We start from the raw sequence: 14,029 nt of genomic DNA on the forward strand, positions 1-14,029 counted from the left end.
GCTCAGCAATCGTTGGTTACATCTTTGATTTCTCGCGGAGTAACTTGTGATGCTGATAATCTGTTGACTAGCAGTCTGACTCCACAAGCACCCACACGAATTGCTTGATTCAGTTGTTAAAGAGCGGTTGGTTAAGATCTTTCGTCTCAACCGAGGCGCGCATTCTACAGCAGCCTCATTTGCTGTCAAGTGATTATTTTCAGAAGTTTTCCAAGTTTCCTTTTCAACTTCAACCACTTGCGCTTCAGATCTCTCGTCAGCGGGAGGCGAATTCTACAGCGTTACACGCTGCTGTCAACACCTCTTTTTCAACTCCCTTTCGGCTTCGATGAACTGAAGCAACCTGCTGCCGAAAACTGCGTAACTCTTTGTTTACCAAGGAGTTTTCCGTTTCGACTGCGCCGGAAGTGGGGCGAATTATAGGCCTCTAGAATTCGCCGTCAACCCCTTATTTCAGCTTTATTCGGATTTGAGCGTAATACGCGCAAATGCCTTCTTCCCAGCCTGGCAAACATGGGTCGCGCCCAGTGCGTATATAAAGGTGCGATCGACAACCTCACCATCTATACGTACACCACCGGAACCCAGGAGATCTCGCGCCACCGCCGAGTTCTTAACCAACCCCGCTTTATTAAGGACAGCAGCGATCGGCATGTCTTCGGCAGCAGTCAATTCGATTTCCGGCAGATCATCCGGCAGCTCGCCATCCTTCATACGGTTACCGGCGGCACGATGAGCATTGGCCGCAGCCTCCTCACCATGGAAGCGCGCAACGATCTCCTCAGCCAACTTGATCTTGATATCGCGCGGATTGGCACCCGCCTCGACATCAGCGCGGAATGCATTGATCTCATCCATGGAGCGGAAGCTGAGCAACTCGAAGTAACGCCACATCAGCGCATCCGGAATGGAAACCAGCTTGCCGTACATCACACCCGGCGCCTCCTGGATGCCGACGTAGTTACCCAAGGACTTGGACATCTTCTTCACACCATCCAGACCTTCAAGCAGCGGCATGGTCAAAATGCACTGGGCTTCCTGACCATAACCACGCTGCAGCTCACGCCCCATCAGCAAGTTGAACTTCTGATCGGTGCCGCCGAGCTCCACGTCTGCGCGCAGAGCCACAGAGTCATAACCCTGAACCAGCGGATAAAGGAACTCATGAATGGCGATTGGCTGATTGGTTGTGTAGCGCTTATCGAAGTCATCGCGCTCGAGCATACGAGCCACGGTGTATTGCGAAGTCAGGCGAATGAAGTCGGCCGGCCCCATCTGATCCATCCAGGTGGAGTTGAATGCCACTTCGGTTTTTGCCGGATCCAGAATCTTGAAGACCTGAGTCTTGTAGGTCTCGGCATTCTCGAGGACTTGCTCGCGAGTGAGCGGCGGACGCGTGGCACTCTTGCCACTCGGGTCGCCGATCATCCCGGTGAAGTCACCAATCAGGAAGATCACCTGATGCCCCAGCTCCTGGAACTGGCGCAGCTTATTAATAAGCACGGTGTGACCCAAGTGCAGATCCGGAGCCGTTGGATCGAAGCCCGCCTTAATACGTAGCGGCTGGCCACGCTTGAGCTTTTCAATCAGCTCGGACCCGACCAACAGTTCTTCCGCACCACGTTTGATCAGCGCTAGCTGCTCTTCAACCGACTTCATAACAGACCCGCAAGGCTCAGATTCAAAGGGAACCAACCATACAAGATCGCGCGTCAAATACAAGGTTTGCCCGGCGCACGGACGCCAATCCGCAGACAGAGTGCCTACGGACTTGCTTCAGAGATGATTTGGTTATATTTTATACAGTTATTTCATCTTCATCATGTCATTCATCTTTTCCAATTCATCTTTTTCAAAGTCAAAACCACTTATGACCACAGAATCGTCTAAAGCGCCGCCGCTTTACCCGAAGACCCACTTGCTTGCTGCAAGTGGCATCGCCGCCCTTCTCAGTCTGGCGCTCCTGGTATTCCCTTCCAGCGATGTTGAAGCCAAAAAGACAACCCTGAGTCTTGAACTGGAAAGCCCTGCTGAACAACTGACACAAGAACAAGACGCTGCTGACGCCGTTCAAGCCACAAATGAACCAGCAACCTCCCCCTTCGCGCAGATCGACAACAGCGCCGAAGACACCCAGGAAACTGCTCAAGCCGAACCTGCACCGGTGCCGGTCGTCGAAGAAAAGAAGCCGGCAAGCCACAGGGAAGTGATCGTCACCAAGGGTGACACCCTCTCTACGCTGTTCGAGAAAGTCGGCCTCCCGGCCACCTCAGTGCACGACGTGCTGGCCAGCGACAAGCAGGCCAAGCAGTTCAGCCAGCTCAAGCACGGGCAAAAACTCGAATTCGAACTGAGTCCTGACGGTCAGTTGACCAACCTGCACAGCAAGCTCAACGACCTCGAAAGCATCAGCCTGACCAAGAACGACAAGGGCTATACCTTCAACCGCATTACCGCAAAACCAACCGTGCGCTCGGCTTACGTTCATGGCGTGATCAACAGCTCGCTGTCGCAGTCCGCAGCCCGGGCCGGCCTGTCTCACAGCCTGACCATGGACATGGCCAGTGTGTTTGGCTACGACGTGGACTTCGCCCAGGATATTCGCCAGGGCGACGAGTTCGACGTGATCTACGAGCAAAAAGTGGTCAACGGCAAGGCCGTCGGCACTGGCCCGATCCTGTCGGCGCGCTTCACCAACCGCGGCAAGACCTACACCGCCGTGCGCTACACCAACAAACAAGGCAACAGCAGTTACTACACTGCTGACGGCAACAGCATGCGCAAGGCGTTCATCCGCACACCGGTGGACTTCGCCCGCATCAGCTCGAAATTTTCCATGGGCCGCAAACACCCGATCCTGAACAAGATCCGCGCCCACAAAGGCGTCGACTACGCTGCACCGCGCGGCACGCCGATCAAGGCTGCCGGTGATGGCAAGGTGTTGCTGGCCGGCCGCCGTGGTGGCTACGGCAATACCGTGATCCTCCAGCACGGCAACACCTACACAACGCTCTACGGCCACATGCAAGGCTTCGCCAAAGGCGTGAAGACTGGCGGCACGGTGAAACAGGGCCAGGTGATTGGCTATATCGGCACCACCGGCTTATCCACCGGTCCGCACTTGCATTACGAGTTCCAGGTGAATGGCGTGCACGTCGACCCGCTGGGCCAGAAAGTCGCGATGGCCGATCCGATCTCCAAAGCCGAGCGCGCACGCTTCCTGGCACAGAGCCAACCGCTGATGGCGCGCATGGACCAGGAAAAAGCCACTCAACTGGCTTCGGCCAAGCGTTAAGTCATGGCGCTTTATATAGGTGTGATGTCCGGGACCAGCCTTGATGGCCTGGACATCGCGCTGATCGAGCAGACCCCGGCGATCAGGCTGATCGCCACGCACTACATCCCCATGCCCGATTCCCTGCGTACAGAGCTGCTTGGCTTGTGCGCCAGCGGTCCGGACGAGATTGCCCGCTCCGCCATCGCCCAGCAAAACTGGGTAAAGCTCGCGGCACAGGGCATCAATACCCTCCTCGCTCAACAGCACCTCATCCCTGACGATATCCGCGCGATTGGCAGCCATGGCCAGACCATTCGCCATGAACCAGCGCGCGGTTTCACGGTGCAAATCGGCAACCCGGCGCTGCTGACCGAGCTGACGGGTATCACCGTGGTCAGCGACTTCCGCAGCCGCGACGTAGCCGCCGGCGGTCAAGGCGCTCCACTGGTTCCAGCCTTTCATGAAGCCTTGTTCGAAGAGCGGGCCGGCAACCGTGCCGTACTGAACATCGGCGGTTTCAGCAACCTCAGCCTGATCGAGCCCGGCAAACCGGTGGCCGGTTTCGACTGCGGCCCAGGGAATGTGCTGCTGGATGCCTGGATTCATCAGCAGCGCGGCGACACCTATGACCGTGACGGCCAATGGGCCGCCAGCGGCAAGGTTGAACCCGATCTGTTGAAGGCACTGCTCAGCGACCCCTTCTTCGTCACCCAAGGCCCGAAGAGCACCGGCCGAGAAGTCTTCAACCTGCCATGGTTGATGCAGCACCTGGCGCAGCTGCCGACCTTCGCCGCCGAAGACGTACAGGCAACGCTGCTTGAGCTGACCGCACTGACCATCATCGAATCGCTGCAAGGCGCCCAGAAAGAGACTCAAGAAGTGCTGGTCTGCGGCGGTGGCGCGCATAACGCCGCACTGATGAATCGCCTGGCCAGTCTGCTGCCGAAGGCGAAAGTCAGCAGCACATCAGCATATGGCGTCGATTCCGACTGGGTCGAAGCCATGGCGTTTGCCTGGCTCGCTCACTGCTGCCTCGAAGGCATCGCCGCCAATCGCCCAAGCGTTACCGGCGCCCGTGGATTACGGGTCCTCGGCGCCATCTACCCCGCATAAATACCAGACAGCAAAACGCCGCAAGGCCCTAAGGCCCTGCGGCGTTCTGTGAAACAGGTGCGCTGATCAGATCGAGAACGAAGAACCACAGCCACAAGTGGTGGTCGCATTCGGGTTCTTGATGACGAAACGCGACCCTTCCAGACCTTCCTGGTAGTCCACCTCGGCACCTGCCAGGTACTGGAAGCTCATCGGATCGACAACCAGACTCACACCTTCGCGCTCGACGATGGTGTCGTCATCGGCCACTTCTTCATCGAAGGTGAAGCCGTACTGAAAACCTGAACAACCGCCGCCCGTAACGAATACGCGCAGCTTCAAGCGATCATTCCCCTCTTCATCGACCAGGCTCTTCACCTTGTGCGCGGCACCGTGGGTGAATTGCAAAGCCGTGGGGGTGAAGGATTCGACGCTCATGCTGACTATCTCCCGGCGTTACGCCGTCATATTGCGTGATGACGCGCATTATCCGCTTCTCCTAGAAAAGCGGTCAACTATTGTTATGGTATATCAACCAATCCAGTCGCCGGCCCGGAATGCAAAAAGGCCCGTCAGACGGGCCTTTTGCTGTACGCGATAACGCTTACGGCAGCATGCCGGCGTGGGACAGGCCCAGACGCTCATCCAGCCCGAACAGAATGTTCATGTTCTGCACGGCCTGACCCGAAGCACCTTTGACCAGGTTGTCGATCACCGACAGCACCACCACCAGATCACCGTCCTGAGGGCGATGCACGGCAATGCGGCAGACGTTGGCACCCCGCACGCTACGCGTCTCCGGATGGCTGCCGGCCGGCATCACATCGACGAACGGTTCGTTGGCGTAGCGCTTTTCAAACAGCGCCTGCAGGTCCACCGAGCGATCAACAACGGTTGCGTAGAGTGTGGAGTGAATGCCACGAATCATCGGCGTCAGGTGCGGAACGAAGGTCAGGCCGACGTCCTTGCCTGCTGCGCGACGCAGCCCCTGGCGAATCTCCGGCAGGTGACGGTGACCTTTGACCGCATAAGCCTTCATGCTTTCCGACGTCTCGGAGTACAACGAACCTACGGAAGCGCCACGACCGGCACCGCTGACGCCGGACTTGCAGTCAGCAATCAGATGCGCGGCATCGGCCAGGCCGGCTTCGAGCAATGGCAGGAAACCCAATTGCGTTGCAGTTGGATAGCAGCCCGGCACGGCAATCAGGCGCGCTTTCTTGATCTGTTCGCGATTGACTTCCGGCAAGCCGTAGACCGCCTCGTCCAGCAACTCCGGTGCACCGTGCGGCTGGCCGTACCACTTGGCCCATTCATCCGCATCTTGCAGACGGAAGTCCGCCGACAGGTCGATGACCTTGGTCCCGGCCGCCAGCAACTCGCCCGCCAAGGCATGGGCAACACCGTGCGGTGTGGCGAAGAACACCACATCGCAGGCACCCAGAGTCTTGATGTCCGGAACGCTGAACGCCAGGCCGTCGTAATGGCCTCGCAGGTTCGGATACATGTCGGCCACGGCCAGGCCAGCCTCGGATCGGGAAGTGATGACAACCACCTCAGCTTGCGGATGTTGCGCCAACAGACGCAGCAGTTCGACACCGGTGTAACCCGTGCCGCCGACGATACCGACCTTGACCATAAACCTGCCCTCAACGAACCCACTGGAAAGCCGTCGATAATAGGGGCCGCGCGCCCCTGCGACAACCGTCAAGGTGACGTGCGGACGCTCAACCCCCTACTATTCCCACTACCGTGAATTGGGGAATAACCAAAAATGCTCTATCTGTGGCTCAAAGCGTTTCATATCGTCAGCGTCGTATGCTGGTTTGCCGGCCTGTTTTACTTGCCACGACTGTTCGTTTATCACGCACAAAGTGAAGACACGATCAGCAAGGAACGCTTCAGCGTCATGGAGCGCAAGCTGTACCGGGGCATCATGGGCCCGGCGATGATCGCCACGCTGATCTTCGGCGGCTGGCTCATCTACCTCAATCCAGGCATCTTCAGCCAGGGTGGCTGGATACACGCCAAACTGACCCTGGTCGTGTTGCTGATCGGCTACCACCACATGTGCGGCGCCCATGTAAAACGTTTTGCCCGTGGCGAGAACACCCGCAGCCATGTCTTTTATCGCTGGTTCAATGAAGTGCCGGTTCTGATATTGCTGGCTATCGTAATTCTGGTCGTCGTTCGGCCGTTCTAAATCCACCAGGCACAACTTACCGGGGTACTTCCAATGTCGCTGCCCGCTCTGCTCGAAGAACGTTTGCGTCTGCCCGTGGTGGCGGCGCCGATGTTCCTGATTTCCAATCCGCAATTGGTACTCGCCTGTTGTCGCCAGGGCGTGGTCGGCAGCTTCCCGGCGCTGAACCAGCGCGAAAGCAGCGGTTTCAAGGCCTGGCTGGAAGAAATCGAAGCCGGGCTGGCGACAATGGAGAATCCAGCGCCTTATGCCGTGAACCTGATCGTCCACAACAGCAATCCTCGTTTACAGGCGGATCTGCAGATCTGCGTCGAGCACAAAGTGCCGATCGTGATCACCAGCCTGGGCGCAGTGAAAGAAGTGGTCGACGCGGTGCACAGCTACGGCGGCCTGGTGTTCCATGATGTGACCACTCGTCGTCATGCCGAGAAAGCGGCCGAAGCAGGCGTGGATGGCTTGATCGCCGTGGCTGCCGGCGCCGGTGGACACGCGGGGACCTGGAGCCCGTTCTCACTGATTGCCGAAATCCGCCAGTTTTTCGACAAGACCCTGTTACTGGCCGGCTGTTTGAACCACGGCCACGAAATTCTTGCCGCTCAATTGCTCGGCGCGGATCTGGCCTACTTTGGTACACGATTTATCGGCACGACCGAAAGTCACGCGCCCGACGCCTATAAAGAAATGCTGCTGACATCCAAAGCGGCAGACATCATCCATACTCCAGCCGTGTCGGGTGTCCCCGCGAGCTTCATGCGCCAGAGCCTGGAGGCCGCCGGTTTCGACATGGCCGCCTTGCAAGGCAAGGGCGAGATCAACTTCGGTTCCAAGCTCAAACCCGTGAGCGATGAGGCCAAAGCCTGGAAGACCGTTTGGTCTGCAGGCCAGGGCGTGGGAGAAATCGAAGACTTGCCGAGTGTCGAGCAGTTGATTGCGCGTCTCGACGCGGAGTACCGCCAGGCCCTGGAGCATGCCGCCCAGCTGCCAAAACGCTGGCCGCGCTGACAGCAAACCTTGGCCAGTCTTGCCCGGCCGGACTTACACTCGCCCGGGCACAACATTGTTCTTTCAACCTCTCGCGACAAGGATGCTTCGCACATGGGCGAAAATCATTTCAAAATCGTATTCGAGGGCGCCTTGCTGCCCGGTGTCGACATCACCACGGCAAAGCTCAATCTCGCCGATTTGTTCAAAAGCGATGTCACGGCCATTGAGCGCCTGTTCACCGGGCGTCCGGTAGCGCTCAAACGCAACCTGTCGCACGCCGATGCCCAGACCTATCTCCAGGCGCTGAGCAAAACCGGTATCGACGCCCGCATCGAAGCCGAAACGCCGATCGAGCTGAACCTCGCCGACGTTCATGACCATGCTCCGGTCGGCAGCCAGGCGCCTTTTGCAGATCCGCAGTCCCCTTACGCGCCGCCGCGCGCGCCCGTCGGCGAAGCCGTAGCGGAATTCGCCACGCTCAAACCCTTCAGTTTCGATGGCCGTATCGGCCGCTTGCGCTACCTCGCCTGGACGCTGGTGCTGTCGACTGTGCTCCTGGCCGTTTGCGGGGTGTTTGCCTTGGTCGCCCTGGCTATCATCGGCGCAGATTCGACCGCCGGCCTGATATTGGGCAGCTTGCTGGCCTTTATCCTGTTCATCGGATTTGTATTCGTCAGCATCCAGATCACCGTTCAACGTTTGCACGATGTCGGCTGGTCCGGCTGGTTGTGGCTGCTGAACCTGGTGCCGTTCGTTGGCAGTTTCTTTCCGTTCGTGATCATGGTTGTGCCGGGCAACGACACCGCCAACCGCTACGGCCCGCCGCCTCCGCCGAACAGTACCGCAGTCAAGGTACTGTCTTCGCTGTGGCTGATCGTTATCGCGCTGGTTCTGTTCGGCTCGCTGGCCGGTGGTCTCACAGCGATACGGGAAGAATACAAAAGTGCCGCCCAGAGCAGCTACGACAGCAGTTCGGTCACCACCGATGAAATCGAAGTCGAGGTCGAACCGGTGCCAAATTCCTCCGACGATGCAGCCGAAGAGGCCCAGCCCCCTGTAGACTCTGCGAAAGAATGAACAGCGCTCCTGGCCCCTGACACCTGCGTCGCGGCGCGGAGCTGTTGCGATGGAGAACTGCATGACCCGTTACGCTCTGATCACTGGCGCCTCCAGCGGCATCGGCCTGGCAATGGCCGAAGCGCTGGCCCGGCGCGGCCGCAGCCTGATTCTGGTGGCCCGACAACGTGATCAGCTGGAAAGTATTGCGATTGAACTGACCCAACGGTTCGGCGTGGAAGTGCTGTTCCGTGCCTGCGACCTGGGCGAGCCGCTGCGCCTGTCCGGATTCCTGCTGGAGCTGGAAGAAGGCGACCGGCAAATCGATCTGCTGGTCAACTGCGCCGGTATCGGCACATGCGGCCCGTTTCTGGCCCAGGACTGGATGACCGAGCAAGACCTGATCGAAGTGAACATCCTCGCCCTCACCCGCCTGTGCCATGCCATCGGCAACAGCATGGCCCTGCAAGGCGGCGGGCAGATTCTGAATGTGGCCTCTGTGGCGGCGTTTCAGCCGGGGCCGTGGATGAGCACCTATTACGCCAGCAAGGCGTATGTGCTGCACTTTTCCGAAGGATTGCGCGTCGAGCTGAAAAAATGTGCGATCAAGGTTTCGGTGCTCTGCCCCGGGCCGACCCGCACGGCGTTTTTCCGTACCGCGCAACTCGACAGCGAAAAGCTGACCAACAGCAAACTGCTGATGAGCCCCGAGGAAGTGGCGCTCTACACCGTGCGCGCACTGGAAAAGAATAAGGCGATCATCATTCCCGGGCGGCGCAACCGCTGGTTCGCCTTCCTGCCGCGGCTTGGCTCGCGGTGGCTGACTCGCACAATCGCCGGCATGGTCAACAAGGCCTACTGCCCGCGCTGATCCAACCCAAGGTAAAAGGCTGGGCGCAGGCATACGCCATGAGTACACTCAGGCCAGCCCAAACAACGGAGAAAACAGCTGTGGATACTCTGTTCACCAAGATCATCAACCGGGAAATCCCGGCGAAGATCATTTACGAGGACGACCAGGTACTGGCCTTCCACGACATTGCCCCACAGGCACCGGTACATTTCCTGGTGGTCCCGAAGAAACCCGTTCGCACCCTGAACGACCTGACCGAGGACGACAAGACATTGGCGGGGCACATCCTGTTCACCGCCCAGCGCCTGGCAAAGGAACTGGGTTGCGAAGACGGCTTCCGCGTCGTCATGAACTGCAATGAACTGGGTGGGCAAACTGTCTATCACATACATATGCACGTACTGGGTCAGCGCCAGATGCACTGGCCTCCGGGCTGATTGCTGCCTCCCCCTGTGGGAGCGGCGGTGCGGCGATCCGACTTGATCGCGAAGACGGAGTATCAGCCAGCATGGATGCTGAATGTCAGACCCTCTTCGCGAGCAAGCCCGCTCCCACAAAAGGCATCACGACACTGTCACAGTCTCTGCATCACAATGACCCAGCGCAAACCTTCCCCGGCCGATTGGGTTAAACTGGCCGCCGAAATTCCCCCGGAGGTCAGCATGACAACCCAACGTCACTACTCGCCAATTGACCGCCTTCTGCTGCAAGCCGATGCCGCGATGCGCACACTGCTGCCCTTCAGCGGCCAGCCGTACCGTCCGTCGCCCGCCATCGTGCAGCCGGATGCGAAAATGAGCGACGAAGACACGCGCCACGTTGCCGGCCTGATGCGCATCAACCACACCGGCGAAGTCTGCGCCCAGGCGCTGTACCAGGGACAGGCGCTGACCGCCAAGCTGCCGCAAGTGCGTGCTGCGATGGAGCATGCCGCCGAAGAAGAAATCGATCACCTGGTCTGGTGCGAACAACGCATCCATCAACTGGGTAGCCACACCAGCATCCTCAATCCGCTGTTTTATGGCATGTCGTTCGGGATTGGCGCAGTGGCCGGCCTGATCAGCGACAAAGTCAGCCTGGGGTTCGTTGCGGCAACGGAAGACCAGGTGTGCAAACACCTGAACGAACATCTGGAGCAATTGCCGGCCGAGGATGAAAAATCCCGGGCGATTCTTGAACAGATGCGTATCGATGAAAAACAACATGCCGAAAGTGCGCTGGATGCTGGCGGGTTCCGCTTTCCGGCACCGGTGAAGTTCGGGATGAGCCTGATGGCCAAGGTGATGACCAAGAGTACTTATCGGATCTGACTCCGTTTTTTTGTAGGAGCGAGCTTGCTCGCGATAAACCTGAGGGCAACGCGTTTATCCAGAAAACACGCGTTATCGTTAACGTCCATCGCGAGCAAGTTCGCTCCTACAAGGGCCAGCACCAGACACAAAAAAGGCGACTGCCGTGAGGGAGTCGCCTTTTTTGTGTCCGAAAATCTTACGCCATATTGCGCGCGTAGAAGATTTCGAGCATTTCGTGTTTCACCCGCTCGGTCACCTGGGCGCGCTGCTCAGAGGACAGGTTGCTGGTGGCGTCGCCGAACAGGTAGTTATCCAGTTCGAAGTTCTTCAGCAGCATCTTGGTGTGGAACAGGTTTTCCTGATACACGTTCACGTCGGTCATCTGGTACGCGTCGTAAGTGTCATCGGAGAGGTAGTTCTGGATCGAATTGATCTCGTGGTCGATGAAGTGTTTTTTGCCTTCAACGTCACGGGTGAAGCCGCGCACACGGTAATCCACGGTCACGATGTCCGAATCGAACTGGTGAATCAGGAAGTTGAGCGCTTTAAGCGGTGAAATGACCCCGCAAGTCGACACGTCGATGTCCACACGGAAGGTTGCAATGCCGTCGTCCGGATGGATTTCCGGGTACGTGTGCACCGTGATGTGGCTCTTGTCGAGGTGGGCCAGGATGATTTCGGGCAACGGGCCCGGGGACTCTTCGATCTGGCTATCGGTCGGGGTCACCGGTTCTTCAGAAATCAGAATCGTGACGCTGGCGCCCTGTGGCTCATAGTCCTGACTGGCAATGTTCAGGATGTTGGCACCAATGATATCGACAACTTCCGTGAGGATCTGCGTCAGGCGTTTCGCGTTGTACTCTTTATTGATGTACTCGACGTAAGCCTGCTGGTCTTGCGGAGTTTCCGCGTAGCAGATGTCATAGATGTTGAAGCTCAAGGTCTTTGTCAGGTTATTGAACCCGTGGAGCTTGAGTTTGCTTTTCACCGTTAAAAACTCTCTATGTGTTTGCGGCCCGGCCGCGTGATCAAGCATGCCCGTCAGATGCGAACAACGCACCTGCGTAGGACGGTTAACACCTCTTCGCGATGGCGATTTTGGTTGTCTGTTCGGGTGCGAGGCCTGTCGGCTGACGGGCCACTACCCTGAAAAAAGTGGCGCATTATGCAGACGTCAGCTTGGGATCGCCAGAGTCTGCACTGCTTTTATGATAGTTGAATGTCGATTCAACCGAGCTCGATGATTTCGTAGTCGTGAGTAATCTCGACACCGGCCGCGCCGAGCATGATCGAGGCCGAGCAATACTTCTCGGCAGACAGCTCGATGGCACGTTTGACCTGGGCTTCTTTCAGCCCGCGGCCCTTGACCACGAAATGCATGTGGATCTTGGTGAACACCTTTGGATCTTCGGTCGCGCGCTCGGCTTCGAGGAAGGCCTCACAGCTTTCGACCGCCTGGCGGGACTTCTTGAGGATGCTGACCACATCGAAATTGCTGCAGCCGCCGACACCCAGCAGCAACATTTCCATCGGCCGGACACCCAGGTTACGTCCGCCGGCATCGGGCGGACCGTCCATGACCACGACATGACCGCTACCGGATTCGCCGAGGAACATGGCTTCGCCAGCCCATTGGATGCGTGCCTTCATCGCCAAGACTCCACTGTATAAAAAAGGGTCGCCAGCTTAGCACAGGCCCCGTGATTGACAGCGCCCGGCGTCCTAGGACATATCCCACTGCCTTGTAGGTAAATGCTCGAATATTGCAGGAAGTGTCTGTTAAGCTGACGCCAATTCAATGGCGCATGGCCAGCTTTACTCCAGCGTTCACTATTCATAAAAACCAAACACACCGTGCAGTCTTTTCGGGATACAACCATGGTTGCTATTGCCCCCAACCCCAAGATCAAGAACCTCGACAAGCTGTTGATGCATTGCCAGCGCCGCCGTTATCAGGCCAAGAGCAACATCATTTGTGCCGGCGACCGCTCGGAAACGCTGTTCTTCATCATCAAAGGCTCAGTCACCATCCTGATCGAAGATGACGACGGCCGGGAAATGATCATTTCCTACCTGAACCCCGGGGACTTTTTCGGCGAGTTGGGTCTGTTTGAGCAGGCCGGCCTGGAGCAGGAGCGCAGCGCCTGGGTGCGGGCCAAGGTTGAATGCGAAGTCGCAGAAATCAGCTACGCGAAGTTCCGCGAGTTGTCCCTGCAGGATCCAGATATTCTTTACGTCCTCAGCGGACAAATCGCACAGCGCCTGCGCAACACTACGCGCAAGGTCGGTGACCTGGCATTCTTTGATGTAACCGGTCGAGTCGCCCGCTGTCTGCTGGAGCTGTGCAAACAGCCAGACGCCATGACGCACCCCGATGGCATGCAAATCAAGGTGACCCGTCAGGAAATCGGGCGGATTGTCGGTTGTTCGCGGGAGATGGTCGGTCGCGTGCTCAAGGATCTGGAAGAACGCAACCTGGTGGACGTCAAAGGCAAGACCATGGTGGTCTTCGGTACGCGATAAGCTCGAAAACCTAGCCGCTGAACATCTGCGCCAGCATCAACCGGTAGAGTTCGTCCAGACGTGCCAGTGCATGGGGTGCCGCGAACTTCTCATGCAGCGCGATGTGGCTTTCGGCGCGTACCCGTTGCTCCAGACCGCAGGCCTCGTTGAAACGATTGACCGCGGCGACCATTGACGCTCGCTCGTTATCGATCAGCATCGCTCCGTGCACCAGTCCTACCGGACGCTGCCCCCCCTGACTCTGGCGCCAGCGCTGGGCGGTTCCGACCATTTTGCGTCCATCGAGGTTGACGTTGAAGCGACCGTCACAGAAAGCGCCTTCGATTTCACCCAGGGACGAAGTACCACCCAACTCATCCAGCAACTGACAAATCGGATCGCACAAACGGTGGTAACCGGTTTCGATGCGATTCAGATCCCCTTCGCTGCGCGGCGGCGCGTAAACCAGTGCGATATTGATCGTTGAGGCCGATTGCGGCACCGGCTCGCCACCGGTTTCACGCAACAACACCGGCCAACCTGCCGCCGCCGACACTTCACATGCAGCCTCGAAACCGGGCAGGCGGTTCAAACGGCGCGGCATGACCAGCGCCCGATCGCTCGGCTGCCAAAACAGCAGGCCGAACTCCGCGTCGCCGGCGCATACCGAGGCCAACAGATCCTGTTCGGCTTTCAGGCCAGCTTCGATGGTCAGGGAAATTGGTGAGGTCATAAGGTATTCCGTAGGACATAAAGTCTGTGGTGCTTCT

15 protein-coding genes are annotated in these 14,029 nt (G+C 58.1%); 9 read left to right on the forward strand and 6 right to left on the reverse strand.

Annotated elements, in window-relative coordinates; genetic code table 11:
- Nucleotides 1-459 precede the first annotated feature (459 nt).
- On the reverse strand, nucleotides 460-1,659 hold the full coding sequence (gene tyrS / locus PSJE_RS16775; RefSeq protein WP_090451715.1) for a tyrosine--tRNA ligase: 1,200 nt from the start codon (nucleotides 1,657-1,659) through the stop codon (nucleotides 460-462).
- Nucleotides 1,660-1,870: 211 nt separating this feature from the next.
- Here tyrS and PSJE_RS16780 point away from each other — a divergent pair, with 211 nt between their 5' ends.
- Both PSJE_RS16780 and PSJE_RS16785 read left to right on the forward strand, forming a co-directional pair.
- On the forward strand, nucleotides 1,871-3,295 hold the full coding sequence (locus PSJE_RS16780) for a peptidoglycan DD-metalloendopeptidase family protein (protein WP_090451717.1): 1,425 nt from the start codon (nucleotides 1,871-1,873) through the stop codon (nucleotides 3,293-3,295).
- Between the two features lie 3 nt (nucleotides 3,296-3,298).
- A complete protein-coding gene (locus tag PSJE_RS16785; RefSeq protein ID WP_090451719.1) occupies nucleotides 3,299-4,390 on the forward strand; it encodes an anhydro-N-acetylmuramic acid kinase in 1,092 nt (363 codons plus the stop codon).
- 66 nt (nucleotides 4,391-4,456) lie between these two features.
- Here the strand turns inward: PSJE_RS16785 and erpA are convergent, their stop codons facing one another.
- Both erpA and argC read right to left on the reverse strand, forming a co-directional pair.
- Nucleotides 4,457-4,807: an iron-sulfur cluster insertion protein ErpA gene (gene erpA / locus PSJE_RS16790; RefSeq protein ID WP_007906865.1), complete on the reverse strand. Its 351-nt coding sequence runs from the start codon at nucleotides 4,805-4,807 to the stop codon at nucleotides 4,457-4,459.
- A gap of 166 nt (nucleotides 4,808-4,973) precedes the next feature.
- Nucleotides 4,974-6,008, reverse strand: a complete 1,035-nt coding sequence (argC, locus tag PSJE_RS16795) for an N-acetyl-gamma-glutamyl-phosphate reductase (protein ID WP_007980174.1) — start codon at nucleotides 6,006-6,008, stop codon at nucleotides 4,974-4,976.
- Between the two features lie 135 nt (nucleotides 6,009-6,143).
- Between argC and hemJ the strand changes: the two genes are divergently transcribed.
- The 6 genes from hemJ (at nucleotide 6,144) to coq7 (ending at nucleotide 10,775) form a co-directional block, all read left to right on the forward strand.
- Nucleotides 6,144-6,572, forward strand: coding sequence for a protoporphyrinogen oxidase HemJ (gene hemJ, locus PSJE_RS16800; protein WP_090451721.1), 429 nt, complete (start codon nucleotides 6,144-6,146; stop codon nucleotides 6,570-6,572).
- Between the two features lie 33 nt (nucleotides 6,573-6,605).
- Nucleotides 6,606-7,574 carry an NAD(P)H-dependent flavin oxidoreductase gene (locus tag PSJE_RS16805; RefSeq protein WP_090451722.1) on the forward strand — a complete coding sequence of 323 codons (969 nt, stop codon included), beginning with the start codon at nucleotides 6,606-6,608 and terminating at the stop codon, nucleotides 7,572-7,574.
- 93 nt (nucleotides 7,575-7,667) lie between these two features.
- Entirely contained in the window at nucleotides 7,668-8,633 is a 966-nt protein-coding gene (locus PSJE_RS16810) for a DUF805 domain-containing protein (protein WP_090451724.1), read from the forward strand.
- A gap of 61 nt (nucleotides 8,634-8,694) precedes the next feature.
- Nucleotides 8,695-9,483 (forward strand): SDR family NAD(P)-dependent oxidoreductase, encoded by a 789-nt coding sequence (locus tag PSJE_RS16815; RefSeq protein ID WP_032829767.1) that lies wholly within the window; start codon nucleotides 8,695-8,697, stop codon nucleotides 9,481-9,483.
- An 80-nt stretch (nucleotides 9,484-9,563) separates the two neighbouring features.
- Nucleotides 9,564-9,902, forward strand: a complete 339-nt coding sequence (locus tag PSJE_RS16820; protein ID WP_057713090.1) for a histidine triad nucleotide-binding protein — start codon at nucleotides 9,564-9,566, stop codon at nucleotides 9,900-9,902.
- Nucleotides 9,903-10,127: 225 nt separating this feature from the next.
- On the forward strand, nucleotides 10,128-10,775 hold the full coding sequence (coq7, locus tag PSJE_RS16825; protein WP_090457704.1) for a 2-polyprenyl-3-methyl-6-methoxy-1,4-benzoquinone monooxygenase: 648 nt from the start codon (nucleotides 10,128-10,130) through the stop codon (nucleotides 10,773-10,775).
- Between the two features lie 178 nt (nucleotides 10,776-10,953).
- Here the strand turns inward: coq7 and speD are convergent, their stop codons facing one another.
- A complete protein-coding gene (gene speD, locus PSJE_RS16830; protein ID WP_057713089.1) occupies nucleotides 10,954-11,745 on the reverse strand; it encodes an adenosylmethionine decarboxylase in 792 nt (263 codons plus the stop codon).
- 239 nt (nucleotides 11,746-11,984) lie between these two features.
- Nucleotides 11,985-12,407: an OsmC family protein gene (locus tag PSJE_RS16835; RefSeq protein WP_008061600.1), complete on the reverse strand. Its 423-nt coding sequence runs from the start codon at nucleotides 12,405-12,407 to the stop codon at nucleotides 11,985-11,987.
- 228 nt (nucleotides 12,408-12,635) lie between these two features.
- Here PSJE_RS16835 and crp point away from each other — a divergent pair, with 228 nt between their 5' ends.
- Entirely contained in the window at nucleotides 12,636-13,280 is a 645-nt protein-coding gene (gene crp, locus PSJE_RS16840) for a cAMP-activated global transcriptional regulator CRP (RefSeq protein ID WP_057713088.1), read from the forward strand.
- Nucleotides 13,281-13,290: 10 nt separating this feature from the next.
- Here the strand turns inward: crp and PSJE_RS16845 are convergent, their stop codons facing one another.
- Nucleotides 13,291-13,992 carry a lipoate--protein ligase family protein gene (locus PSJE_RS16845; protein ID WP_090451726.1) on the reverse strand — a complete coding sequence of 234 codons (702 nt, stop codon included), beginning with the start codon at nucleotides 13,990-13,992 and terminating at the stop codon, nucleotides 13,291-13,293.
- Nucleotides 13,993-14,029 lie beyond the last annotated feature (37 nt).

Origin of the sequence: Pseudomonas jessenii (assembly GCF_002236115.1) — a bacterium.
GTDB classification, from domain to species: Bacteria; Pseudomonadota; Gammaproteobacteria; order Pseudomonadales; family Pseudomonadaceae; genus Aquipseudomonas; species Aquipseudomonas jessenii.

Excerpts from the sequence above, each read along its gene's own strand:
- tyrS (WP_090451715.1), bottom strand. The coding sequence starts at position 1,659 with ATGAAGTCGGTTGAAGAGCAGCTAGCGCTGATCAAACGTGGTGCGGAA.
- PSJE_RS16780 (WP_090451717.1), top strand. The coding sequence starts at position 1,871 with ATGACCACAGAATCGTCTAAAGCGCCGCCGCTTTACCCGAAGACCCAC.
- PSJE_RS16785 (WP_090451719.1), top strand. The coding sequence starts at position 3,299 with ATGGCGCTTTATATAGGTGTGATGTCCGGGACCAGCCTTGATGGCCTG.
- erpA (WP_007906865.1), bottom strand. The coding sequence starts at position 4,807 with ATGAGCGTCGAATCCTTCACCCCCACGGCTTTGCAATTCACCCACGGT.
- argC (WP_007980174.1), bottom strand. The coding sequence starts at position 6,008 with ATGGTCAAGGTCGGTATCGTCGGCGGCACGGGTTACACCGGTGTCGAA.
- hemJ (WP_090451721.1), top strand. The coding sequence starts at position 6,144 with ATGCTCTATCTGTGGCTCAAAGCGTTTCATATCGTCAGCGTCGTATGC.
- PSJE_RS16805 (WP_090451722.1), top strand. The coding sequence starts at position 6,606 with ATGTCGCTGCCCGCTCTGCTCGAAGAACGTTTGCGTCTGCCCGTGGTG.
- PSJE_RS16810 (WP_090451724.1), top strand. The coding sequence starts at position 7,668 with ATGGGCGAAAATCATTTCAAAATCGTATTCGAGGGCGCCTTGCTGCCC.
- PSJE_RS16815 (WP_032829767.1), top strand. The coding sequence starts at position 8,695 with ATGACCCGTTACGCTCTGATCACTGGCGCCTCCAGCGGCATCGGCCTG.
- coq7 (WP_090457704.1), top strand. The coding sequence starts at position 10,128 with ATGACAACCCAACGTCACTACTCGCCAATTGACCGCCTTCTGCTGCAA.
- PSJE_RS16835 (WP_008061600.1), bottom strand. The coding sequence starts at position 12,407 with ATGAAGGCACGCATCCAATGGGCTGGCGAAGCCATGTTCCTCGGCGAA.
- crp (WP_057713088.1), top strand. The coding sequence starts at position 12,636 with ATGGTTGCTATTGCCCCCAACCCCAAGATCAAGAACCTCGACAAGCTG.
- PSJE_RS16845 (WP_090451726.1), bottom strand. The coding sequence starts at position 13,992 with ATGACCTCACCAATTTCCCTGACCATCGAAGCTGGCCTGAAAGCCGAA.